This is a genomic window from Bradyrhizobium sp. LVM 105, assembly GCF_003957705.1.
Classification (GTDB): domain Bacteria; phylum Pseudomonadota; class Alphaproteobacteria; order Rhizobiales; family Xanthobacteraceae; genus Bradyrhizobium; species Bradyrhizobium frederickii.
The window spans coordinates 118,487-139,217 of the sequence record NZ_QZMV01000013.1; the positions used below are offsets into that span (position 1 = coordinate 118,487).

Consider the following 20,731-nt stretch of genomic DNA (forward strand, 5'->3'; position numbering starts at 1 on the left):
GCGAGTGCCTAGCCCCGCGCCTTGCTCCAGTCGGGCGCAACCTGACCTGACACGCCCTCGAAGGCGCCGTCGACGAGCTCGAATACCAGGATACGGGCGGCGTCGACCGGGCCCGGCATGGTGACTCGTCCCTTCGGCACCTGCTTGAAGCCGACGCGGCTGTAATAGGGCTCGTCGCCGACCAGCAGCACGATGGCGTGGCCCTTCGCTTTCGCGTCCTTGAGCGCGCGCTCCATCAACAACCGTCCGATGCCGCGGTCGCGGAACGGCGGCTCGACGGTGAGCGGGCCGAGCAGCAGTGCCGGTGTCTCGCCGATCAGGATCGGCAATTGCCGGACCGAGCCGACCAGCAGCGTGCCGATGCGGGCGGTGAACGACAATTCGAGCAGATGGTCGACGTGCTCGCGAATCCGATAGGCGCTGAGCACGAAACGGCCTGGACCGAAGGTGCGTTCATGCAGCCGCTCGATCGACTGGGCGTCGCCGGCGGCCTCGGGAAGGACGGTGAGTGAAAGGTCGGTCATGTCAATCGCGGGATAGCATTGGAACGCGGCGCGGTCCATTGGGCAGCGAAGCCGCTCAGGTCCATTTTTGGGTGCCGATCCGACAGGTTTCCGAGACCTCGGCTTGCTCGTGTCGAATGACAATGCTCAGGCGCAAGCACAGCCCGCCCTCACCGCCACGTCGCAATCAGGGGCCGGCCGTCGAGCACTTCCGCGATCCGCAGCCGCGTACCGGGCGTGGTCCCTTCGGGCAGCGCATTGATCGCGAAGAACCCGCATTCCACGATCTCGCGGTTGGGCGCAGGCAGCCGGTCCAGGCTGAATCGCCTGACCACGTAGACGGCGACATGGTCGCGGCGGGAGACGTGACTGTTGAGGAAGATGCCATGCAGCTCGGCTGCACCGGTGAGGTCGATATCGCCCTCCTCCTTGAGCTCGCGCCGCATCGCCTGTTCCAAGCTCTCGCCGTGGTCGACGCCGCCGCCGGGCAGGTACCAGCCGCTGACGTAGCTATGCCTGACCAGGAACACCCGGTTGTCGGCATCCAGCACCACGGCGCGGACGCCGAGCGTCATGCCGCGGACGATCAGGAAATAGGCGTGGAAGATTCGCCGCAGCAGCGGCTCGCATGCCCGTCGGATCCGATTCAGACGTTCTCCCATCAGGCTTCCTCGACGCCGCGGCCCAGGCTGCGCTTGCGCGTTCCTTGCGAGCTTGCCATTACAGCGGAGCAATAGCGAGGCAATCGCGCCCCATGACGCACAACAGGCTGGCTCCCTTCACGCTCGCCCATCTGTCCGATCCGCATCTCGCGCCCCTGCCGAAGCCGCGGCTGATCGAGCTCGCGGGCAAGCGCGCGTTCGGCTACGTCAACTGGACGCGCAACCGCCACAAGTACCAGCGCCGCGAGGTGCTCGACGCGCTGGTCGCCGACATGAAGGCGCAGGCGCCCGACCATATCGCGGTGACCGGCGACCTCGTCAACCTCGCGCTGGAGGCCGAGTTCGCGCCTGCCCGCGCCTGGCTCGACGATGTCGGTCCGCCCGACCGCGTCACAACTATTCCCGGCAATCACGACGCCTATGTCCGCGCCACCTCGCACCGCTTCGGCGAGACCTTTGCACCCTATCTTACGGGCGACGACGGCAGCATCGGTTTTCCCTCGGTGCGCCGGCGCGGGCCGCTCGCGCTGATCAGCCTGTCGACGGCGGTGCCGACGCTGCCGTTGATGGCAACGGGCACGCTCGGACGCGATCAGCTCGCCTCGCTCGAAGGAATCCTCGAACGGCTCGCGACCGAGGACGTCTTCCGCGTGCTGCTGGTGCATCATCCACTGAAATCCGACGCTCGTCAGAAGCGGATGACCGACGCAGCCGCGCTGCTGGCGCTGCTCAAGCGCCACGGCGTCGAGCTGATCCTGCACGGGCACGACCACGTTCATTCGACCGTGTGGGTCGAGGGTCCCAACGGCGACATTCCCGCCCTCGGCGTACCCTCGGCCTCCGCGCTTGCGCACGGACGCTATCCGGCGGCGGCGTATAATCTGTTGAGTATCGAGAAGGACAATGCCGGCTGGCGCTGCGAGCAGACGGTGCGAAGCCTTGGGGCGGGTTTTCAGGTCGGGCAGATCAAGCATGTGCGGTTGATTTAGACGCTGTCATTCCGGGGCATACGAAGCATGAACCCGGAATCTATCGGGCCGCAGCACGTGACGATGAATGGATTCCGGGTTCGCGCTTCGCGCGCCCCGGAATGACGGCGGAGGATGCTTCACCAGCTTCGCAAGGCCGCCACTACGGCAACCCCGAACAGCGCGGCCGCACCCAGCACGAAGCCGAACACGAACGGCCAGAAGCGCGAGCGTCGCGGTGGCGCGACGACCGGTGCCTGCGGTTCCGGAGGAACGACCATGGCACGCTCGCGCTCGACCATGCGGCGCGCGACATAATCGGTGACGGCCTCGACGATTGCCGCGGTGTCGTGCGATTCGGCGAGCACGATGCGGCCGAAACGGGTATCCTGCACGAAGCGGTACATCCGCTTGTCGCGCCCCATCACGATGTGGGCGACGACGTCGATCCAGAGCCTCGGCGTATCGCCCTGGCTGACGCCGCGGTCAAACAGGTCGATCTGATCAGGCACCTGCGCGAACAGGGGATCGAGCGCATCATTGAGGATCTCGAGCCGCGCCACCTCGGCGTCCCTGAGATCGACGACGACGCCGGTCCGGTCGGCGGCCTCGATCCGCGCACGCAGCAGCGCATCGCGCAGCCGCACCGGGCGCGGCTGGCCGGGATGGGTCCCGCTGGTCTCGGGCTCTGACATTGTCGGCCTCGTCCTCGACTTTCCGCCATTAACCTATCAGCAACCAAACCCTCCGCAAAGGCCTACAATTCCAGATACTTACGGCGCCCACACCCTTTCACCTGTGCCAAAAACAGACGATCCCACCCAGGCAGAGCCTGGATGGGACCGTCCGTCCTTGGACGTCTTCTTAAGTGAGGGCGATCAGGCCGAGACCCGCGCGGGCTCTTCCACGATCGAGAAGCGGACGCCGGCCTTGTGGCGGCTCTCTTCCGAGACTTCCTTCCAGCAGTCCTCGGCTTCCTTGCGGGTCTTGAACGGACCCTTGACCTGGGCGGAGCCTTCCACGAGCTTGTGGAAGTTCATCGACCCGAACTCGCCGCCGATCACCCAGAAATTGCTGCCTTTGGTCATTGTCAGTCTCCTGTCGAATGGCGTGATGCGTTAGCCGAACTGGTTCATCGTGTTGTGGGCACCGCCCGCCTTCAGGGCGGCTTCACCCGCGAAGTACTCCTTGTGGTCGTCGCCGATGTCGGAGCCGGCCATGTTCTGGTGCTTCACGCAGGCGATGCCCTGACGGATCTCGGCGCGCTGGACGTTCTTGACGTAGCCCAGCATGCCCTGTTCGCCGAAATACTCGCGAGCGAGATTGTCGGTGGAGAGCGCCGCCGTGTGATAGGTCGGCAACGTGATCAGGTGGTGGAAGATGCCGGCGCGCTTGGCCGAATCCGCCTGGAAGGTACGGATGCGCTCGTCGGCTTCCTGCGCCAGCGGCGTCTCGTCGTACTCCGCCTTCATCAGCTCGGCACGGTTGTACTTGCTGACGTCCTTGCCGGCGTCCTTCCAGGCGTCATAGACCTGCCAGCGGAAGTTGAGGGTCCAGTTGAAGGACGGCGAGTTGTTGTAGGCGAGCTTGGCGTTCGGCACGACCTTGCGGATGCGGTCGACCATGCTGGCGATCTGCTCGATATGCGGCTTCTCGGTCTCGATCCAGAGCAGGTCGGCGCCGTTCTGCAGCGAGGTGATGCAGTCGAGCACGCAGCGGTCCGCGCCGGTGCCGGGGCGGAACTGGTAGAGGTTCGACGGCAGCCGCTTCGGACGCATCATCTTGCCGTTGCGGTTGATGATGACGTCACCGTTGCGGGCGTTCTCCGCCGTCACTTCCTCGCAATCCAGGAAGCTGTTGTACTGGTCGCCGATATCACCGGGCTTGTGGCTGACGGCGATCTGCTGCGTCAGGCCGGCACCGAGCGAGTCGGTGCGGGTCACGATGATGCCGTCTTCAACGCCGAGCTCGAGGAAGGCATGGCGGCAGGCGCGGATCTTCGCGAGGAAGACCTCGTGCGGCACGGTGACCTTGCCGTCCTGGTGACCGCACTGCTTCTCGTCCGAGACCTGGTTCTCGATCTGCAGGGCGCAGGCGCCCGCCTCGATCATCTTCTTGGCGAGCAGATAGGTCGCTTCCGCGTTGCCGAAGCCGGCATCGATGTCGGCGATGACGGGGACGACATGGGTCTGGAAGTTGTCGATCTTCGCGATCAGCTCCTGCTCGCGGGTCTTGTCGCCTTCCTTGCGCGCCTTGTCGAGCAGCCGGAAGATGTCGTTGAGCTCACGGGAGTCCGCCTGACGCAGGAAGGTGTAGAGCTCCTCGATCAGCGCCGGCACCGAGGTCTTCTCGTGCATCGACTGGTCGGGCAGCGGGCCGAACTCGGAGCGCAGCGCCGCGATCATCCAGCCCGAGAGGTACAGATAGGTGCGATCGGTCTTGCCGCCGAAGTGCTTCTTGACCGAGATCAGCTTCTGCTGGGCGATGAAGCCGTGCCAGCAGCCCAGCGACTGGGTGTACTTGGTCGGATCCTTGTCATAGGCCGCCATGTCGGCCCGCATCAGCGCCGCGGTGTAGCGGGCGACGTCGAGGCCGGTCTTGAAGCGGTTCTGCAGGCGCATGCGGGCGACGGCCTCGGCCGACACGCCGTTCCAGGTCGGCTGGGTCTCGAGAAGCGCCTGGGCCGCCTTGACCTCGTCCTGATACGAGGACGGGCCCTGGAGGGTGCTGATGCCGCGCGGCTGGTAGTTCATGTGCCTGATTCCTTTCGCTGACGATGGCGATGGCAGCCATCGACATTCTTGACACTGCATTGCGAGATGCGTGTCAGGAGCTAAACGCGAAAACGGAAACTTCGTATAGATGGCTTGTTTTTTATTGGTGATGTCATGTAACATCAGAACATGTAATAGATGTTATTTTGTAAAGTTTGTAAATAATAGGTCAGCAAGACTGTCCTGATGGAGATCGAAAGACATGGCCGCCGAAACCGACCTTTTCTCCCTCTCCCCGTTCTTACGGGGAGAGGGTCGGGGTGAGGGGCTCTCTCCTCGACTTCGGCACTCACCTCCCCTGCGGAGGCTCCCCCTCACCCGCCACGCTTCGCGTGTCGGCCTCTCCCCGCAAGCGGGGAGAGGCAAAGAGAGGAGCCGCTGATGGCCGCCGAGTCCGGGAAGAAACTGTTCGTCGGCCCGCGTTTCCGGAGAATCCGGCAGCAATTGGGGCTGTCGCAGACCCAGATCGCCGAAGGGCTCGGAATCTCGCCGAGCTATGTCAACCTGATCGAGCGCAACCAGCGCCCGGTGACGGCGCAGATCCTGCTGCGGCTGGCCGAGACCTATGACCTCGATCTGCGCGATCTCGCCACGGCCGACGAGGACCGCTTCTTCGCCGAGCTCAACGAGATCTTCTCCGATCCCCTGTTCCGCCAGATCGACGTGCCCAAGCAGGAGCTGCGCGATCTCGCCGAGCTCTGCCCCGGCGTTACCCATGCGCTGCAGCGGCTCTACGCGGCCTATGCCGAGGCGCGCCAGGGCGAGACGATGGCCGCGGCCCAGATGGCCGACCGCGACGTCGGCACGCGCTATGAGGCCAATCCGGTCGAGCGCGTGCGCGAGCTGATCGAGGCCAATCGCAACTATTTTCCGGAGCTGGAGCAGGCCGCGGAGAATCTCCGCGACGAGCTGAACGTGCCGGCCGAAGGGCTCTATGCGGCGCTGGCCGCGCGGCTGCGGGAAAAGCATTCGATCCAGACCCGCATCATGCCTGTCGACGTGATGCGCGAGACGCTCCGGCGTTTCGATCGCCACCGCCGCCAATTGCTGATCTCGGAGCTGGTCGACCCGCCGGGCCGCGCCTTCCAGCTCGCCTTCCAGCTTGGCTTGGGCGAATGCGCGCAAGCCCTGGAGAGCATCATCGGCCGTGCCGGACCGCTCGACGATACGCCGCGCCGCCTGTTCCGCATCACGCTCGGCAATTACTTTGCAGCGGCGGTGATGATGCCCTATCCCTCTTTTCTCGCCGCGGCCGAAGCGCTCAATTACGACATCCACGTGCTGGCGCAGCGCTTCAATTCCGGGTTCGAGCAGGTCTGCCATCGCCTCACCACCCTGCAGCGGCCGAACGCGCGCGGCATTCCGTTCTTCCTGCTGCGCGTCGACAATGCCGGCAACGTCTCCAAGCGCTTCTCCTCCGGCACGTTCCCGTTCTCGAAGTTCGGCGGCACCTGCCCGCTGTGGAACGTGCATTCGACCTTCGACACGCCGGACCGCCTGCTCAAGCAGGTGATCGAGCTGTCCGACGGAACGCGCTATTTCTCGATCGCACAGATGGTGCGCCGCCCGGTCGCGCCGCACCCGCTGCCGCAACCGCGCTTCGCCATCGGCCTCGGCTGCGAGATCCGTCACGCCGCGCGCCTGACCTATGCTGCCGGCATGGACCTCGAGAAGGCCGAAGGCACGCCGATCGGCGTTAATTGCCGCCTGTGCGAGCGCGAAAACTGCGCCCAGCGCGCCGAGCCGCCGATCACGCGCACGCTGATCCTGGACGAGACGACGAGAAGGGTGTCGAGCTTCGCGTTCTCGAATGCGCGGGAGTTGTGACGTTTGACGGAAGGCACATGCCACTCGTTCCGCTGTCATGCTCCGCGAAAGCGGGGCATCCAGTACGCCGCGGCCTATCGGCTCCATCACTGCCGCCACGGAGTACTGGATCGCCCGGTCAAGCCGGGCGATGACAGTTGAATGCGTGGCGACAGCCAGCGCCTCACGCCAGCGTATGCACGATCACCGGCCCCGCCACGGCGCGCGCGTCGCCGGCCAGCAGCGGGCCCAGATTCTTCTCGATCCAGGCAATGGCGCGTCGGTTCGCCTCCTCGGCCTGCTCGAACTTGTCGAAGATCGAGATCGCAGTGACGGTGTCGTCGCCGGCATAGACGACGTAGTAGGCGCGAAAACCGTCGACGTCGCTGATGATCGGAACGGCGCCGTCCTTGATGCGACGCGCCAACTCCTCCGCGCTCCCGCTCTTCGCCTTGGCCTGACGGATGGCGGCATACATGGCGTCCTCCCTTGTGGGCCCGGTGCCCGGAGAGGATGTTACGCCGAAGCGCGCCGCCGATCCATGCTTGGTTAACCCGGCCCTAATCCGCGCGCACGATCTGCAACCAGCGGTTAAGCACGCCTCAACGTCGGCGCCTTAGTCTTGCCCCACTCACTTTTCGCAAACAACGGTGGCCTATTCTGCCGGGCGAAGTGACATCAGGGGGTTTTCATCATGCGCATTGCGTTGCTGCTGACCGCAACCATCGTCGGCGCGCTCTTCGCCAGTCCATCCGGTGCCGGATCGCTCGATGCCGACGCGGCGCAGCCGCTGCCGCCGGGCTTCCAGAGCTATCGCGGCTACATGTTCGACCTCTCGGAGAATTCCGAGCGCAAGGACGTCGACAAGCTCACCGACAATCTGAAGCAGCAGATCGACCTCGTCGAAGGCGCCGGCCTGTCGCCGCGCGTGTTGCGCTTCTTCCATACCGTGCCGATCGTCGCGAGCGAGCTGGCCTGCCTCGACGAAGGCGCCGCGACCGCGTGCTACGGCCGGGTCACGCCGGACATCCGCCGCACCGCGCCGCGAACCCTCACGGTGTGGGATCCGGACAAGCAGCGCTGGACCAATCCGAACGCCGTCGACCTCGCGGTCGATTCGGGGCTCGGCGTGATCATGCTGCGCCCGGACATGATGCGCTACGAAAAGGAGGCCGTGCTGCTGCACGAGCTGCTGCACGCCTATCATGCGCGGCTGCTGCCGGACGGCTATGCCAACAAGGGCGTGATCGCCTATTACGCCCTTGCCAAGTCCAAGGATCTGTTGCCCAAGGACAGCTATGCGATGAAGAATCCCATGGAGTTCTTTGCGGTGACCGCCAGCATCTTCCTGGCCGGAAAGAGCGAATTCCACGACCCGAAGTCGCGCGAGACGCTCAAGGAGAAGATGCCGGACTATTACAAATACCTGGTCGGCGTGTTCGGATTCGACCCCGAGCCGGCGGCGGCGAACGGTCCGGTTGCCTCGCTGAAGTGAGGCGCCTCGCCGAGACGTTCAAAGAGCCGCGCGACATGCGCGGCTTTTTCAGTTTTGGCCCGCTGGAAGCTGCGGATGACGTACAGCCGGGAATTGCCAAGGCGGGGTCCGATCTGCATAGTCCGGCCCGCATCGATAGCGTTTTTTCGAAGGGGATAAGAGAACATGGCGGACGCCGACCTGGATGTCGTGATCCGGCAACTGGCCAGACAGCTGCATACGGGCCTGATGACCCGCGCCAAGGAGCGGCGGGATCGCTTCAACGGCCTGGCGGCCAAGGCCAAGAGCAAGGAGACCGCCGACCGCTTCAAGATGATGGCCAAGGCCACCCTTGAGCAGGCCACCGCCGCCGCCAAGCGCCTCCAGATGTCCGCCGACAACGTCGCCGACAGCTACGCGCGGTCGATGCGGATTGCCGCCAGCACGCCGGTTGCGGTGAAGGTGGCGAAAACGGCGAAGGAAAAGCCGGAGAAGAAGGCCGCGAAGAAAGCCAAAGCGAAGAAGACGAAGTAGCCGTTGCTCGTCCCGGCTCCCGCTGCTCGTCGTCCGGAAGAACTCGTCCGGTTTGTCGGGTCATCTCCGGCGTAATCGGCTCGCGGGCCTCCACCGCAGCAATGTTCGCGTACGATCTTGCCATCCGGACGACGTGCTCTCGAAGTGCGATAGGGTCGGCCAAGACGTGCGAAGCGGCGGCCCCATCCCCCGGGGCTGGCACACGTGCGCTAATACGTGGTCGATTCCTCATCCGTCACATGTAGCGCCTCACACTTTCGAGAAACCGTTGTTTCTCGCCCGGCGCGTAGCCTTGGGACGCTCCATAGTACGGTTCATAGAACTGATTGTACGGTGAGGCCCGGTAGTGGACCGGCGGCCGTGGTGGCACGAAGGTTTGACGGTGCTGACGCCGTTTGTTTCCTCTGGCCGCCGCACTAACGTAGTAGGGATTGAGGACGCACATCTGACCGTTCGCCGACGCCCTGCATTGGTCCATCGTCATGTAGTTGCATCGGTAGTATGGGGTCGTTCCGTAAGAAACGACGTTCAGGCAAACCGGAAAAGCCGGGTCGTATCTTTGGGCCCGGGCGTGCCCCGCTGTCAGGGCGAGACTCAAGGTCAAGATCGTTAAAGCCCATTTCCGCATTGGAACCTCCTCCTAGTCCGCACGACACCGGTGCACTCTGGCCGCGGTCGGCGTTGATCCAAATCAATTCCGGGAGATTGGTTCGAAAGCGCGCCGTGAGTTGGCCGCGACATTATTGATCGGCGGCCGTATCAGTCACAATTCTACGGCGAGCCACCTCTCTCAGACACGGAGCGGGAAGGTGCGGGCGGCGACCGCTGCTCCAGACCCGTCACCTTCTCGACGCGGCAATCGGTGCCGGCTCGGCGCTCGCGAGTTCGGCGAGCTTGGCGCGCGCGGCTTCGCGCGCGCGACTGTCCTTCCCGGGGGGCAGCGCCAGCGCCGCCTCGAAATCGGCGCGCGCGTCATCGGCCTGGCCACGGGCGAGGAACGCCAGGCCACGGTCGAGACGGGCCTCGGCATCCCTGGGATCGAGGCGGACCGCCGTGTTGTAGCTCAGGATGGCGCGATCGAGATCGCCGGTGGCGGCGAGCGCGAGACCGCGCTGGTGATAGGGCGCAGCGACCTTGGGATCATGCGCGATCGCCTCGTCATAATCGGCGATGGCGAGCTCGAAGTCGCCGTTCAGGCGGCGCGCGAGCGCACGGTCGCGATAGAGCGCAGCGCGGTTGGGATTGAGGTGAAGGGCTTCGTTGAAATCGGCGATCGCCCGCCTGAAGTCGCCACGGCGCAGCGCGATCCGTCCGCGCCCTTCATAGGCAAAGGCGATCAGCGAGCCGCGCAGCGGCGAGAAGCCGATCACGGCCGAGCAGATGTCGGGATCGTCCTCGTCACCGCAATTGACGACCATGTGCGTGGACAGTCCGACGAGCACAGCCAGGACGATCAGCAATGGCACGGCAGTTCTGGTCATCTTCGACGGCGGCCGACACTGGGCCGGCCACGCATCCCCTTTCGAAGAAAGCATCATCCGTGCGTGTTAGCACCGGCTCTGGCGATCCTGTGTGCGCCAGGTCACAAAGCCGGTCTCGAATTCTGGCCGGTTCCGTCAGCCCCAAGGACCAGGAGAAGGGCGGCGCGGGGATGAGCGCCCCCACGGGCTGCGAGCGGGATAATTCTCGTTGGCGCCGACCGACGGCGCGGCCCGCGTGCCAAGCTCGGCCGCCAGCTGCTGAAGCGCGGCGATGCGGTTCTGCGTCGACGGATGGGTGGCGAACAGATTGTCCACGCCATGGCCCGACAGCGGATTGATGATGAACATGTGCGCGGTCGCGGGGTTCCGCTCGGCCTCGTAGTTCGGGACCTGGTGCGCGGCGCCCTCGATCTTCACCAGCGCGGAGGCCAGCCACATCGGTTGTCCCGCGATGCGCGCGCCGAGATTGTCCGCGGCGTATTCACGCGTGCGGCTGATCGCCATCTGCACCAGCATGGCGCCGAGCGGGGCCAGGATCATCATCAGGATCGAGCCGACGACGCCGAGACCATTGTTGTTGTCGCGATTGCCGCCGAAGAACATGCCGAACTGCGCCAGCATCGAGATCGCGCCGGCGATGGTCGCGGTGATCGTCATCAGCAGCGTGTCGTGATTCTTGATATGGGCGAGCTCGTGCGCGATCACGCCGGCGAGCTCCTCGCGGCTGAGCTGGCGCATCAGGCCGGTGGTAACGGCGACCGCGGCATTTTCCGGGTTGCGGCCGGTCGCAAACGCGTTGGGCTGCGGCTCATCCATCAGGAAGACCCGCGGCATCGGCAGGCCCGCACGGCCGGCAAGCTCGGCGACGAGCCCGACCAGCTCCGGCGCGCTCGAACGGTCGACCTCATGGGCGCCGTACATCGAGAGCACCATGCGGTCGGAGTTCCAATAGGTGAAGAGATTGGTCGCGGCGGCAATGACGAGCGCGATCATGGCGCCCGAGGCGCCGCCGATCAGATAGCCCACGCCCATGAACAGGGCGGTCAGGCCTGCGAGCAGCATTGCGGTACGAAAATAGTTCATGGCCGTCTCCCGAGACCGGCCGCGGGCGAACCTCCGGCCGGCGTCCACGAGGTATGAATGCGGTGGGAGACCGCAAGGTTCGTGCGTCGCCCCGCCGCACACCTCTGGCGAAGGGCCAGTCTTTCGGCCCTCGCTAAAGCTTGACGGGGATTTGCGCGAAAACATGCGCGGAAGCTTAGCAACCTGGAAAGCGCAATTTCGGATTGAGCCATAGTACCCCGGCACGCAGCACGGTTCCGGCGCATTGACCCCCTCTCGTCGGCATTCCGTCCGCAAGGTGACCATTATGATGGACCGCTCGCGCGCCGCCTCCGTCGATCCCGCACCTGCCCCCTCCCTTGGCCAGACGGCTGATGCGAAAGGCTTGCAGGAGGCGTTGCACGAGCAGCTGTTCGCCAATGACGAGCCCAGCCATGCGCCGGACGGGCAGACGGCGCCGGAATCCGGACGTCGCTGGTCGTATCTGCGGCGCGGTGCCAAGATCGCCATCGGGCTCGCCATCGTCGCCGTGTTCGGCTGGCTGCCGCTGCGCGCGATCTGGGAGAATTCGAGCGTCGAGGCGGTGCTGAATTCCCGCCTCGTCACCTTGCGCACACCCATCGGTGGGCGCGTCGCGGCCGCCCAGCGCCTCACCGACCAGACCGAGTTGGATGCCGGAACCGTCGTCCTGCGCGTCGTCAACTCGCGCGGCGATCGCACCCTGCTCGACAATCTCCGGCGGCAGAAATCGCGCCTGGAGAACGAGCGGCCGAGTCTTGCCGCCAAGCTTGTCTCGGCGCAGGCCGCGCAAAAAGACCTGGCGCGGCAGGCTGCGCAATTCCGCGACGGACGCGTGCTCCAGCTCGAGGCCCGCATCGCCGAGATCCAGACCTCGATCGAGGCGGCGGCGGCGCGGCGCGAGGAGGCCAGCGCCGCCGTCGAACGGGCCTCGTCGCTGGCCAAATCCGGCAATGTCTCGACCGTCGAGCTGTCACGGCTGACGCGCGAGCTCTCCGTGTCGCAGCAGACCGAGCTCGGCGCGCGCAAGCGGCTGGATGCCGCCAGGGTCGAGCTCGCCGCGGCGCAGAACGGCTCGTTCCTCGGCGACAGCTATAACGACCGGCCGAGTTCGGTGCAGCGCGAAGAGGAGATGCGTCAGCGCGCCGGCGACCTCGAAGCCGATCTCGCCCGCACCGACACCGACATCGCCTGGCTTGCCAACGAGATCATCGTCGAGGAGGTCCGCTTCGCCGATCTGTCCGAAGCCAACATCACGACACCCGTCGCGGGGCGCGTCTGGGAGATGATGACCTCGCCCGGCGAGGACGTACAGGCCGGCCAGCCCCTGCTCAAGGTGCTCGATTGCAGCGGCACCGTCATCACCGCCAACGTCACCGAGGCCGTCTACAACCGCCTGCAGCTCGGCGATCGCGCGACCTTCGAGCCGAATGACGGCGGCAAGCCGATCTCCGGGACCGTGGTCAATCTGACAGGCGCCGCCGGCGCACCCGCCAATCTCGCCATCAATCCGGATGCGCTGAGCAAGGAGCCCTATCGGGTGACCGTGGCATCGCGCGATGCCGCGGCCCGCGCCTGCACCGTGGGACGCACCGGCCGCGTCGTATTTGCCCGGCACGAGACAGCGCCGTGGTGATGGCGCTGACGCCCGGCCTGATAGCGCTCGGCGCCTTCATGGCGATCGTGCCGCTGCTCAGGCGCGACAGCACGATGGCGCGCTCGTTCCTGACCATCATGTCGGTGGCCCTGCTGCTGCGTTATCTCTATTGGCGTGTCACGTCGACGCTCCCGCCGCCGCAGCTGACCCTCGATGCCATGGTCGGCTACCCGTTCCTGCTGCTGGAAGCGGCCTCGCTCGTCGGGGTCGCGTTGTCGCTGCTGTTCCTGAGCCGGACGCTCGACCGCACCGGCGCAGCGAGAGTCGACGGCCGTGCCACCGATCCGCGTGCGCCGTTGATCGACGTCTTCATCTGCACCTACAACGAGGAACGGTCGATTCTGGAGCGCACCATCATCGGCGCGACCGGCATGGCCTACGGCCACTACCGCGTCTGGGTCCTGGACGACGGACGGCGGCCCTGGCTGCGGCGCCTTTCGGGCGAGCTCGGCTGCCATTATCTCACGCGGCCCGACAACCTCCACGCCAAGGCCGGCAACATCAACCATGCACTCAGGCATGTCGGCGCGCTGTCGGAGCGGCCGGAATTCGTCGCCATTCTCGATGCGGACTTCGTGCCGCGGCCCGATTTCCTTGCGCGTACCACCTCGCTCATGGACGACGAGTCGATCGGCGTGGTGCAGACGCCGCAGCACTTCATCAATCCAGATCCGATCCAGACAAACCTTGCCGCGACCGATGTCTGGCCCGACGAGCAGCGCTTCTTCTTCGACATCCTGCTGCCGGCCAAGGACGCCTGGGGCGTCGCGTTTTGCTGCGGCACCTCGTCTCTCATTCGCTATGCCGGGCTGATGCAGATCGGCGGATTTCCGACCGACTCGGTGACCGAGGACTACCTGGTCACGCTGCGCCTCAAGGAATGCGGCCTCAACACGATCTATCTCAACGAGCGCCTGACGATCGGGCTCGCGCCGGAGGGGCTGAAGGAATACATCACCCAGCGCGCCCGCTGGTGCCTCGGCTTGATGCAGATCGTGCGCGGTCGCAGCGGACCGTTGTCGCGAGACTCGAAGCTGTCCTTCATCGACCGGCTCTCGCTGACCGACGCCTTCATGAGCTGGTCGGCGGTGTACGCGTCGAAGGTGGCGGGCCTCGTCGTGCCCTGGTTGTTCCTGCTGTTCGGCATCAAGGCGGTTCAGGCCGACCTCACCGAGCTGTTGCGCTTCTTTCTGCCCTTCTATGTCTGGCATAGTCTCAGCATGGCCTGGCTGTCGCGCGGCCGCTCGCTCGCGATGATGACGGACGTCTCGCAGCTCATCGCGGCGCCTGCGGTGCTCCAGGCGGTGGCGGCCGGCCTGTTGAATCCGACAGGACACAAGTTCAAGGTCACCGCGAAAGGCGGCGACCGCAACAGGCGATTCGTCGAATGGCCCCTGCTGCGGCTCTATGGCGGCGCGCTCGTCATCACGCTCGCAGCCATCGCCTATGCCTTCATCCTGCACCTGCGCGGCGAGAACATCGCCTATGGCGGACTGGCCCTGGCCTGGAGCCTCTACAACGCGGTCATCCTCACCGTGGTCTGCTTCGTCTGCATCGAGCAGCCGCGCAAGCGAAAGGCGGAGCGGTTCAGCCGCAATGAGACCGTCCTGCTGCGCCACGACGGCAGGTCGCATCTCGCGCGGCTCGCCGACATCTCCATCACGGGCGCGCGCCTGATCGACCCCGATCCGCCGGCGCCGGGCAGCACAATCGAATGCCGGATCTACGGCCGCCCGATCGCGGCCATCGTGGTGCGGCGGACCGCGGACGGATTCGCCGTGCGGTTCGAGGAAGGCATGGACACGCGCGTGCACGCGATCAGGGCATTCTATGCCGGCGAGTATGTTCGCGCCTTTCAGGGAGTGAGGGCGCTCCCGGTCGGGAAAGCGCTGCTGATGCGGCTGTTCGGCTAGGCCGATGCAGCATCACCCGCATTCCCTCTGCTGGCGGAGCATCGAAAGGATGGCTTGAGGCCGTCACTTCACCTAAACTTCGGGCGAATCCACGCCCGTCCTTTCCCCGCCGGAACTCCCATGGTCCAGACCCGATTTCTGATCGCGGCCGTCACGCTTGTCGCGTGCACCGCCACCGCTTCCGCCCAGATGCTTCCACCTCCCGCCAGGCCCGCAGCGCCCAAGGCCCCCTCGCCGCGCGCCGCCTCGTGCCACAATGGCGCGAGCTTCGATCGCTTCCTGGCCGAGGTGAAGCAACAGGCGGTGGCGGCCGGCGTGTCGCAGCGGACGATCGCGGAAGCTTCGCCCTACCTCGTCTACGACCAGGGCATCGTCAACCGCGACCGCGGCCAGCGCGTGTTCGGCCAGCTCTTCACCGAATTCGCCGGCCGCATGGCCGCGCCCTATCGCATGCAGAACGGCCAGCAGCACACCAAGCAATACGCGCCTGCGTTCGCGCGCGCGGAGAAGGAATATGGCGTGCCGCCGGCGGTAATCGCCGCGTTCTGGGGGCTGGAGAGCGACTTCGGCGCCAACATGGGCAATCTGCCGACGCTGAAATCGCTGGTGTCGCTCGCCTATGACTGCCGCCGCTCCGAGATGTTCGTGGGCGAGACCATCGCCGCACTGAAGATCATCGACCGCGGCGATCTGCATCCCGACGAGATGATCGGCTCCTGGGCCGGCGAGCTCGGGCAGACCCAGTTCCTGCCCGTGCATTACGTCAACTACGCCGTCGACTATGATGGCGACGGTCGACGCGATCTGTTGCGGTCGCCAGCCGACGTGATCGGTTCGACCGCGAACTACATCGCCAACGGCTTGAAGTGGCGGCGCGGCGAGCCGTGGCTGGAGGAGATCAGGGTGCCGCCAAACCTGCCGTGGGAGAAGACCGATCTCACGGTGCGGGAGCCGCGCTCGACCTGGGCGCAGCTGGGGGTGACCTATCCCGACGGACGGCCGCTGCCGAATGACAATCTTGCGGCTTCCGTGCTGCTGCCGATGGGCCGCTTTGGTCCCGCCTTCCTCGCCTATCCGAATTTCGCGGCCTACACCGAATGGAACAACTCGCTGATCTATTCGACCACCGCCGGCTATCTCGCCTCGCGCATCGCCGGCGCCGCGCCGATGCGCAAGCCCTCCACGCCGGTCGCGCAGCTGCCGTTCAACGAGCTGAAGGAATTGCAGCAACTGCTGGTGCGTGCCGGATACAATGTCGGCAAGGTCGACGGCGTGCTCGGCCAGCAGAGCCGCACTGCCGTGAAGGCGATGCAGATCAAGTACGGCCTGCCGGCCGATTCCTGGCCGACCGCCGAGCTGCTCGCCCGCATGCGCGGCAGCACGGCGCAGGCGCCCCAGGCGACGATCCGCTAAACCCTCCTCTGTCATGCCCCGGCTTGACCGGGGCATCCAGTACGCCGCGGCCTATCGGTTCAACCAAAACTGTCTCGGCGTACTGGATCGCCCGGTCAAGCCGGGCGATGACAGCGAGGATGACGCCGTAGAGAACTTTCGCATCGCACAAGCCGCTTTCGCGATTGAAGTTTTCCACGAGGCTCCCATGTGAGTGGCTCAGGTTTTCTCCTGAGATTTCCCATTCACAAGCGAGCATCACATGTCCTTCTACGACGCGGTCGTCCCCGCCTATTTGCAAATGCTGAACAGCGTAACCGGGCTGCTGACCAAAGCCGAGGCGCATTGCGCGGCCAAGAAGATCGATCCCAGCGTCCTGCTCGGCTCGCGCCTCTTTCCGGACATGCTGCCGCTGTCGAAGCAGGTCCAGCTCGTCAGCGATTTCGCCGCCAAGGGCTGTGCCCGGCTGACCCATAGCGAGGTCCCCTCAACGCCCGACACCGAGACGAGCTTTGCGGAGTTGAAGCAGCGGCTGGCGAGGACGATCGACTACGTGAAGTCGTTCAAGCCCGAGCAATTTGAGGGCGCCGATGCCAAGGACGTCACCTTCCCGACCGGCCCCGACAAGACCACGACCTTGAAGGGCCAGCAATTCCTCAGCGCGTTCTCGCTGCCGAACTTCTATTTCCACTGCGCGACCGCCCACGGCATCCTGCGTCACAACGGCGTCGAGATCGGCAAGCGCGATTTCATGGGCTTGAGCTGACTTGCCAATCGCAAGCGGCAGTCGAAGTCTGCTGCCGCGGCCGGAATTGCACATGAATTATGCTACGCGGGACTTGCCGCGTAGCTCGCCTGCACTTTCCGTATGGCTCGTCTCTTGCGCATGATGCCGCGATGCACAAGTGTTCCTGACCTTTCACTGTCTGGAACATCCCAAATGAGCCGTTCGACCAAATTGTTTGAGACCTACAAGCTCGGCCCGATCACGCTTGCGAACCGTTTCGTGATGGCGCCGCTGACGCGCAACCGCGCCGTTCCCGGCACGTTCGTCCCCGGCGCGCTCGCCGCCGAATATTACAGCCAGCGCGCCTCCGCCGGCCTTCTGATCACCGAAGCAAGCCAGGTTTCGCAACAAGGGCAAGGCTACCAGGACACTCCCGGTATCTACAGCAAGGACCAGGTCGCCGGCTGGCGCAAGGTCACCGACAAGGTGCATGAGCGCGGCGGCAAGATCTTCATCCAGCTCTGGCATGTCGGCCGCATCTCGCACGTCGATCTGCAGGAAGGTGGCGCAGCGCCGGTGGCGCCGAGCGCGATCCGCGCCAAGGGCAAGACCTTCGTGAACGGCGGCTTCGCCGACGTCTCCGAGCCGCGCGCACTCGAGCTTTCCGAGATTCCAGGCATCATCGACGATTTCAAGCGCGCCACGAAGAATGCGCTCGAAGCGGGCTTCGACGGCGTCGAGATTCACGGCGCCAATGGCTACCTGCTCGACCAGTTCGCCAAGGACGGCGCCAATAAGCGCAGCGATGCCTATGGCGGCTCGATCGAGAACCGCGCGCGGTTGATGCTGGAAGTGTCCAAGGCCGTCGCCGCCGAGGCCGGCGCGGACCGCACCGGCATCCGCATCTCGCCAGTGACGCCGGCCAACGACATCTCCGACAGCAACCCGCAGCCGCTGTTCGATCACATCGTCGACGGGCTCAGCGCGCTCAAGCTGGTCTATCTTCACGTCGTCGAGGGCGCCACCGGCGGGCCGCGCGACATTGCGCCGTTCGACTATGCGTCCTTGCGCAAGCGCTTCTCCGGCGCCTACGTCGCCAACAACGGCTATGATTTCGAGCTTGCCACCAAGGTGCTGGACGCGAACGCGGCCGATCTCATCGCCTTCGGCAAGCCGTTCATCTCCAACCCCGACCTCGTCGAACGGCTGAAGCAGGGCGCGCCTCTGAACGACTGGGACAAGAACACCTTCTACGGCGGCGGCGCCAAGGGCTACACGGACTACCCGACGCTGGCGGCCGAGCCGGCGGAGTGAGGGACCATCCACCCACGACGCTGTCATGCTCCGCGAAAGCGGGGCATCCAGTACGCCGCGGCCCCTCGTTCAATCACGACCGCCTCTGGAATACTGGATTGCCCGCCTTCGCGGGCAATGACACCGGGTATGTGGGACGCGCGTCCCCACAAGCTCGTCACCACAAGCACAAAACAAAAAGGCCGGGATCGCTCCCGGCCTTTCATCGTGATGATGCGCTCTGCGCGAGGTTTACTTCGCTTCCGCGCGCTTCGGGGGCTGCGCCGGCCACGACTTGATCAGGGTGTCGTAGTCCACCGTCTCGCCCTTCGGCTTCTCGTTGGCGAGCTTGCGCTGGGGCGCGATGGTGCCGTCCTTCTCGGCCTTCGCGAACCAGTATTCCGGCTTCTCCTTCTTGTGCAGCTTCGGACCGCAGGCGCCCTGCACGCCGGACTTCTCGAGGCGCTCCATGACGGAGTCCTGAGCGGCCGCGAGGGCATCCATCGCCTGTTGCGGCGTCTTCGCACCGGACGACGCATCGCCGATGTTCTGCCACCACAGCTGCGCGAGCTTCGGATAGTCGGGCACGTTGTTGCCGGTCGGGGTCCACTGCACGCGGGCGGGCGAGCGGTAGAACTCGACCAGGCCGCCGAGCTTCGGCGCACGTTCCGTGAACGACTTGTCCCAGATGTCGGATTCACGGACGAAGGTGAGACCGACATGGCTCTTCTTCAGCGACACCGACTTGGAGACGATGAACTGGAGATACAGCCACGCTGCCTTGCGACGATCCGGCGGGGTGGACTTCAGCAGCGTGAGCGATCCGGCGTCCTGATAGCCGAGCTTCATGCCTTCCTTCCAGTACGAGCCGTGCGGCGACGGAGCCATACGCCATTTCGGCGTACCGTCCGCGTTCATCACGGCGATGCCCGGCTTCACCATGTCGGCGGTGAAGGCGGTGTACCAGAACATCTGCTGGGCGATGTTGCCCTGCGCCGGCACGGGGCCGGACTCGGAGAACGTCATGCCCTGGGCCTGCGGCGGAGCATACTTCTTCATCCACTCGAGGTATTTGGTGATCGAGTAGACCGCGGCCGGTCCATTGGTGTCGCCGCCGCGTTCGACCGAGGAGCCGACGGGGCGGCAGCCTTCCATGCGGATGCCCCATTCGTCGACCGGCAGACCGTTCGGAATGCCCTTGTCGCCATTGCCGGCCATCGACAGCCAGGCGTCGGTGAAGCGCCAGCCGAGCGAGGGGTCTTTCTTGCCATAGTCCATATGGCCATAGACCTTGACGCCGTTGATCTCCTTGATGTCGTTGGTGAAGAACTCGGCGATGTCCTCATAGGCGGACCAGTTCACGGGCACGCCGAGCTCGTAGCCATACTTGGCCTTGAACTTGGCCTTGAAGTCGGGGTTAGTGAACCAGTCGTAGCGGAACCAGTAGAGGTTGGCGAACTGCTGGTCGGGCAGCTGATAGAGCTTGCCGTCCGGCCCGGTGCCGAACGACTTGCCGATGAAGTCGTTGACGTCGAGCATGGGGTCGGTGACGTCCTTGCCCTCACCGGTCATGTAGTCCGACAGCGCGATGGTCTGGCCGTAGCGGAAGTGGGTACCGATCAGGTCGGAATCGTTGATCCAGCCGTCATAGACGTTCTTCCCGGACTGCATCTGGGTCTGCAGCTTCTCGACGACGTCACCTTCCTGGATGAGGTCGTGCTTGAGCTTGATGCCGGTCAGCTCGGAGAACGCCTTGGCGAGCGTCTGCGCCTCGTATTCGTGGGTCGTGATGGTCTCGGAGACGACGTTGATCTCCATGCCCTTGAAGGGCTCGGCGGCCTTGGCGAACCACTCCAGCTCCTTCTTCTGGTCCTCCTTCGACAGCGTCGAGGGCTGGAACTCGGCGATCCACTTCTGGATCGTGGCCTCGTCGGCGGCGCGAACCGGAGCCGAGAGGGCGAACGAGACCGCAACAATCGCGGCAGCGCTCGACATGGTCAGAAAACTGCTCTTGGTCAATGGACCTTTCCTTCTCCTAAACTGTCGCATGGTGTTCCTCCGTTGCAGCGACAAACTTTTATACAGGTCCGGGTTGTCCCCGGATCTGGCCGTCCCTTCGCCAGCTTCAGACCGTGCGAAAAATAAGCACGGCCGTGGCCAGCGAAATTCCACTTGCGAGCCACAGGCTCGAGATCTCAAACCCCTCCTCGCCGATCGGCAGCGTGGCGAGCGGATCAGTACCGACGAGACCGATCCACACGAGGTGGATGACGGCAGCCACGATCAACGAGACGAAAAGGCGATCGCCGCGCGTGGTCGGGATGCGCAGCACGCCGACGCGCTCGGCCTCGGGATAGACCGCGGCGAGCCAGGTCATCACCGCAAGCGTGCAGGCGAGCGCGGCGAAGAAGATCGCAGTCGGCAGCGTCCAGGCCATCCATGCGATTGATTCCATCCTCGCCTCCCC

20 protein-coding genes are annotated in these 20,731 nt (G+C 65.0%); 9 read left to right on the forward strand and 11 right to left on the reverse strand.

The genetic code is table 11. From position 1 onward, the window contains the following. Positions 1–8: 8 nt before the first annotated feature. Together D6B98_RS29160 and D6B98_RS29165 are read right to left on the reverse strand one after the other, a co-directional pair. Entirely contained in the window at positions 9–524 is a 516-nt protein-coding gene (locus tag D6B98_RS29160; protein WP_126260482.1) for a GNAT family N-acetyltransferase, read from the reverse strand. A gap of 149 nt (positions 525–673) precedes the next feature. Then, positions 674–1,165, reverse strand: a complete 492-nt coding sequence (locus D6B98_RS29165) for an NUDIX domain-containing protein (protein ID WP_126260483.1) — start codon at positions 1,163–1,165, stop codon at positions 674–676. Between the two features lie 107 nt (positions 1,166–1,272). Here D6B98_RS29165 and D6B98_RS29170 point away from each other — a divergent pair, with 107 nt between their 5' ends. Beyond that, complete coding sequence (locus tag D6B98_RS29170; protein ID WP_126260575.1) at positions 1,273–2,154, forward strand: metallophosphoesterase family protein; 882 nt, start codon at positions 1,273–1,275, stop codon at positions 2,152–2,154. A gap of 119 nt (positions 2,155–2,273) precedes the next feature. Here D6B98_RS29170 and D6B98_RS29180 read toward each other — a convergent pair whose 3' ends face one another. The 3 genes from D6B98_RS29180 to D6B98_RS29190 form a co-directional block, all read right to left on the reverse strand. Then, a complete protein-coding gene (locus D6B98_RS29180) occupies positions 2,274–2,828 on the reverse strand; it encodes a hypothetical protein (RefSeq protein ID WP_126260484.1) in 555 nt (184 codons plus the stop codon). Positions 2,829–3,011: 183 nt separating this feature from the next. After that, entirely contained in the window at positions 3,012–3,221 is a 210-nt protein-coding gene (locus D6B98_RS29185) for a DUF4170 domain-containing protein (RefSeq protein ID WP_100176335.1), read from the reverse strand. 30 nt (positions 3,222–3,251) lie between these two features. Further along, complete coding sequence (locus D6B98_RS29190; protein ID WP_126260485.1) at positions 3,252–4,886, reverse strand: isocitrate lyase; 1,635 nt, start codon at positions 4,884–4,886, stop codon at positions 3,252–3,254. 402 nt (positions 4,887–5,288) lie between these two features. Here D6B98_RS29190 and D6B98_RS29195 point away from each other — a divergent pair, with 402 nt between their 5' ends. Beyond that, entirely contained in the window at positions 5,289–6,734 is a 1,446-nt protein-coding gene (locus tag D6B98_RS29195; RefSeq protein ID WP_126260486.1) for a helix-turn-helix domain-containing protein, read from the forward strand. 163 nt (positions 6,735–6,897) lie between these two features. Here D6B98_RS29195 and D6B98_RS40165 read toward each other — a convergent pair whose 3' ends face one another. Continuing rightward, positions 6,898–7,191: an antibiotic biosynthesis monooxygenase gene (locus D6B98_RS40165; protein ID WP_035676462.1), complete on the reverse strand. Its 294-nt coding sequence runs from the start codon at positions 7,189–7,191 to the stop codon at positions 6,898–6,900. 216 nt (positions 7,192–7,407) lie between these two features. Between D6B98_RS40165 and D6B98_RS29210 the strand changes: the two genes are divergently transcribed. Beyond that, positions 7,408–8,208, forward strand: coding sequence for a hypothetical protein (locus D6B98_RS29210; RefSeq protein ID WP_126260487.1), 801 nt, complete (start codon positions 7,408–7,410; stop codon positions 8,206–8,208). A 165-nt stretch (positions 8,209–8,373) separates the two neighbouring features. Continuing rightward, positions 8,374–8,721, forward strand: a complete 348-nt coding sequence (locus D6B98_RS29215) for a hypothetical protein (protein WP_126260488.1) — start codon at positions 8,374–8,376, stop codon at positions 8,719–8,721. 235 nt (positions 8,722–8,956) lie between these two features. On the opposite strand, the gene D6B98_RS29220 is transcribed toward D6B98_RS29215, so the two are convergent. The 3 genes from D6B98_RS29220 to htpX form a co-directional block, all read right to left on the reverse strand. After that, the gene (locus tag D6B98_RS29220) at positions 8,957–9,349 is read right to left on the reverse strand and encodes a DUF3551 domain-containing protein (protein ID WP_126260489.1); all 393 of its coding nucleotides are present in this window, start codon (positions 9,347–9,349) and stop codon (positions 8,957–8,959) included. 211 nt (positions 9,350–9,560) lie between these two features. Then, positions 9,561–10,202, reverse strand: coding sequence for a tetratricopeptide repeat protein (locus D6B98_RS29225; protein WP_205680531.1), 642 nt, complete (start codon positions 10,200–10,202; stop codon positions 9,561–9,563). 135 nt (positions 10,203–10,337) lie between these two features. After that, positions 10,338–11,285, reverse strand: coding sequence for a zinc metalloprotease HtpX (gene htpX / locus D6B98_RS29230; protein ID WP_126260491.1), 948 nt, complete (start codon positions 11,283–11,285; stop codon positions 10,338–10,340). 286 nt (positions 11,286–11,571) lie between these two features. Here htpX and D6B98_RS29235 point away from each other — a divergent pair, with 286 nt between their 5' ends. The 5 genes from D6B98_RS29235 (at position 11,572) to D6B98_RS29260 (ending at position 18,285) form a co-directional block, all read left to right on the forward strand. Then, a complete protein-coding gene (locus tag D6B98_RS29235) occupies positions 11,572–12,918 on the forward strand; it encodes an HlyD family secretion protein (RefSeq protein ID WP_126260492.1) in 1,347 nt (448 codons plus the stop codon). After that, on the forward strand, positions 12,912–14,852 hold the full coding sequence (locus D6B98_RS29240; RefSeq protein WP_126260493.1) for a glycosyltransferase: 1,941 nt from the start codon (positions 12,912–12,914) through the stop codon (positions 14,850–14,852). Before D6B98_RS29235 ends, D6B98_RS29240 begins: the two co-directional genes overlap by 7 nt. Positions 14,853–14,972: 120 nt before the next feature. Beyond that, the gene (locus D6B98_RS29245; protein ID WP_126260494.1) at positions 14,973–16,265 is read left to right on the forward strand and encodes a lytic murein transglycosylase; all 1,293 of its coding nucleotides are present in this window, start codon (positions 14,973–14,975) and stop codon (positions 16,263–16,265) included. Between the two features lie 241 nt (positions 16,266–16,506). Further along, complete coding sequence (locus D6B98_RS29255; RefSeq protein WP_126260496.1) at positions 16,507–17,010, forward strand: DUF1993 domain-containing protein; 504 nt, start codon at positions 16,507–16,509, stop codon at positions 17,008–17,010. 174 nt (positions 17,011–17,184) lie between these two features. Next, positions 17,185–18,285, forward strand: coding sequence for an alkene reductase (locus tag D6B98_RS29260; protein WP_126260497.1), 1,101 nt, complete (start codon positions 17,185–17,187; stop codon positions 18,283–18,285). A gap of 231 nt (positions 18,286–18,516) precedes the next feature. On the opposite strand, the gene D6B98_RS29265 is transcribed toward D6B98_RS29260, so the two are convergent. Next, a complete protein-coding gene (locus D6B98_RS29265) occupies positions 18,517–20,259 on the reverse strand; it encodes an ABC transporter substrate-binding protein (RefSeq protein ID WP_164718948.1) in 1,743 nt (580 codons plus the stop codon). 130 nt (positions 20,260–20,389) lie between these two features. Then, complete coding sequence (locus tag D6B98_RS29270) at positions 20,390–20,719, reverse strand: DUF2160 domain-containing protein (protein WP_126260499.1); 330 nt, start codon at positions 20,717–20,719, stop codon at positions 20,390–20,392. Positions 20,720–20,731: the final 12 nt, after the last annotated feature.

Bases quoted from the DNA above. Each gene is read 5' to 3' on its own strand.
- D6B98_RS29160 (WP_126260482.1), bottom strand. From the start codon at position 524: ATGACCGACCTTTCACTCACCGTCCTTCCCGAGGCCGCCGGCGACGCC.
- D6B98_RS29165 (WP_126260483.1), bottom strand. From the start codon at position 1,165: ATGGGAGAACGTCTGAATCGGATCCGACGGGCATGCGAGCCGCTGCTG.
- D6B98_RS29180 (WP_126260484.1), bottom strand. From the start codon at position 2,828: ATGTCAGAGCCCGAGACCAGCGGGACCCATCCCGGCCAGCCGCGCCCG.
- D6B98_RS29185 (WP_100176335.1), bottom strand. From the start codon at position 3,221: ATGACCAAAGGCAGCAATTTCTGGGTGATCGGCGGCGAGTTCGGGTCG.
- D6B98_RS29190 (WP_126260485.1), bottom strand. From the start codon at position 4,886: ATGAACTACCAGCCGCGCGGCATCAGCACCCTCCAGGGCCCGTCCTCG.
- D6B98_RS29195 (WP_126260486.1), top strand. From the start codon at position 5,289: ATGGCCGCCGAGTCCGGGAAGAAACTGTTCGTCGGCCCGCGTTTCCGG.
- D6B98_RS40165 (WP_035676462.1), bottom strand. From the start codon at position 7,191: ATGTATGCCGCCATCCGTCAGGCCAAGGCGAAGAGCGGGAGCGCGGAG.
- D6B98_RS29210 (WP_126260487.1), top strand. From the start codon at position 7,408: ATGCGCATTGCGTTGCTGCTGACCGCAACCATCGTCGGCGCGCTCTTC.
- D6B98_RS29215 (WP_126260488.1), top strand. From the start codon at position 8,374: ATGGCGGACGCCGACCTGGATGTCGTGATCCGGCAACTGGCCAGACAG.
- D6B98_RS29220 (WP_126260489.1), bottom strand. From the start codon at position 9,349: ATGCGGAAATGGGCTTTAACGATCTTGACCTTGAGTCTCGCCCTGACA.
- D6B98_RS29225 (WP_205680531.1), bottom strand. From the start codon at position 10,202: ATGACCAGAACTGCCGTGCCATTGCTGATCGTCCTGGCTGTGCTCGTC.
- htpX (WP_126260491.1), bottom strand. From the start codon at position 11,285: ATGAACTATTTTCGTACCGCAATGCTGCTCGCAGGCCTGACCGCCCTG.
- D6B98_RS29235 (WP_126260492.1), top strand. From the start codon at position 11,572: ATGATGGACCGCTCGCGCGCCGCCTCCGTCGATCCCGCACCTGCCCCC.
- D6B98_RS29245 (WP_126260494.1), top strand. From the start codon at position 14,973: ATGGTCCAGACCCGATTTCTGATCGCGGCCGTCACGCTTGTCGCGTGC.
- D6B98_RS29255 (WP_126260496.1), top strand. From the start codon at position 16,507: ATGTCCTTCTACGACGCGGTCGTCCCCGCCTATTTGCAAATGCTGAAC.
- D6B98_RS29260 (WP_126260497.1), top strand. From the start codon at position 17,185: ATGAGCCGTTCGACCAAATTGTTTGAGACCTACAAGCTCGGCCCGATC.
- D6B98_RS29265 (WP_164718948.1), bottom strand. From the start codon at position 20,259: ATGTCGAGCGCTGCCGCGATTGTTGCGGTCTCGTTCGCCCTCTCGGCT.
- D6B98_RS29270 (WP_126260499.1), bottom strand. From the start codon at position 20,719: ATGGAATCAATCGCATGGATGGCCTGGACGCTGCCGACTGCGATCTTC.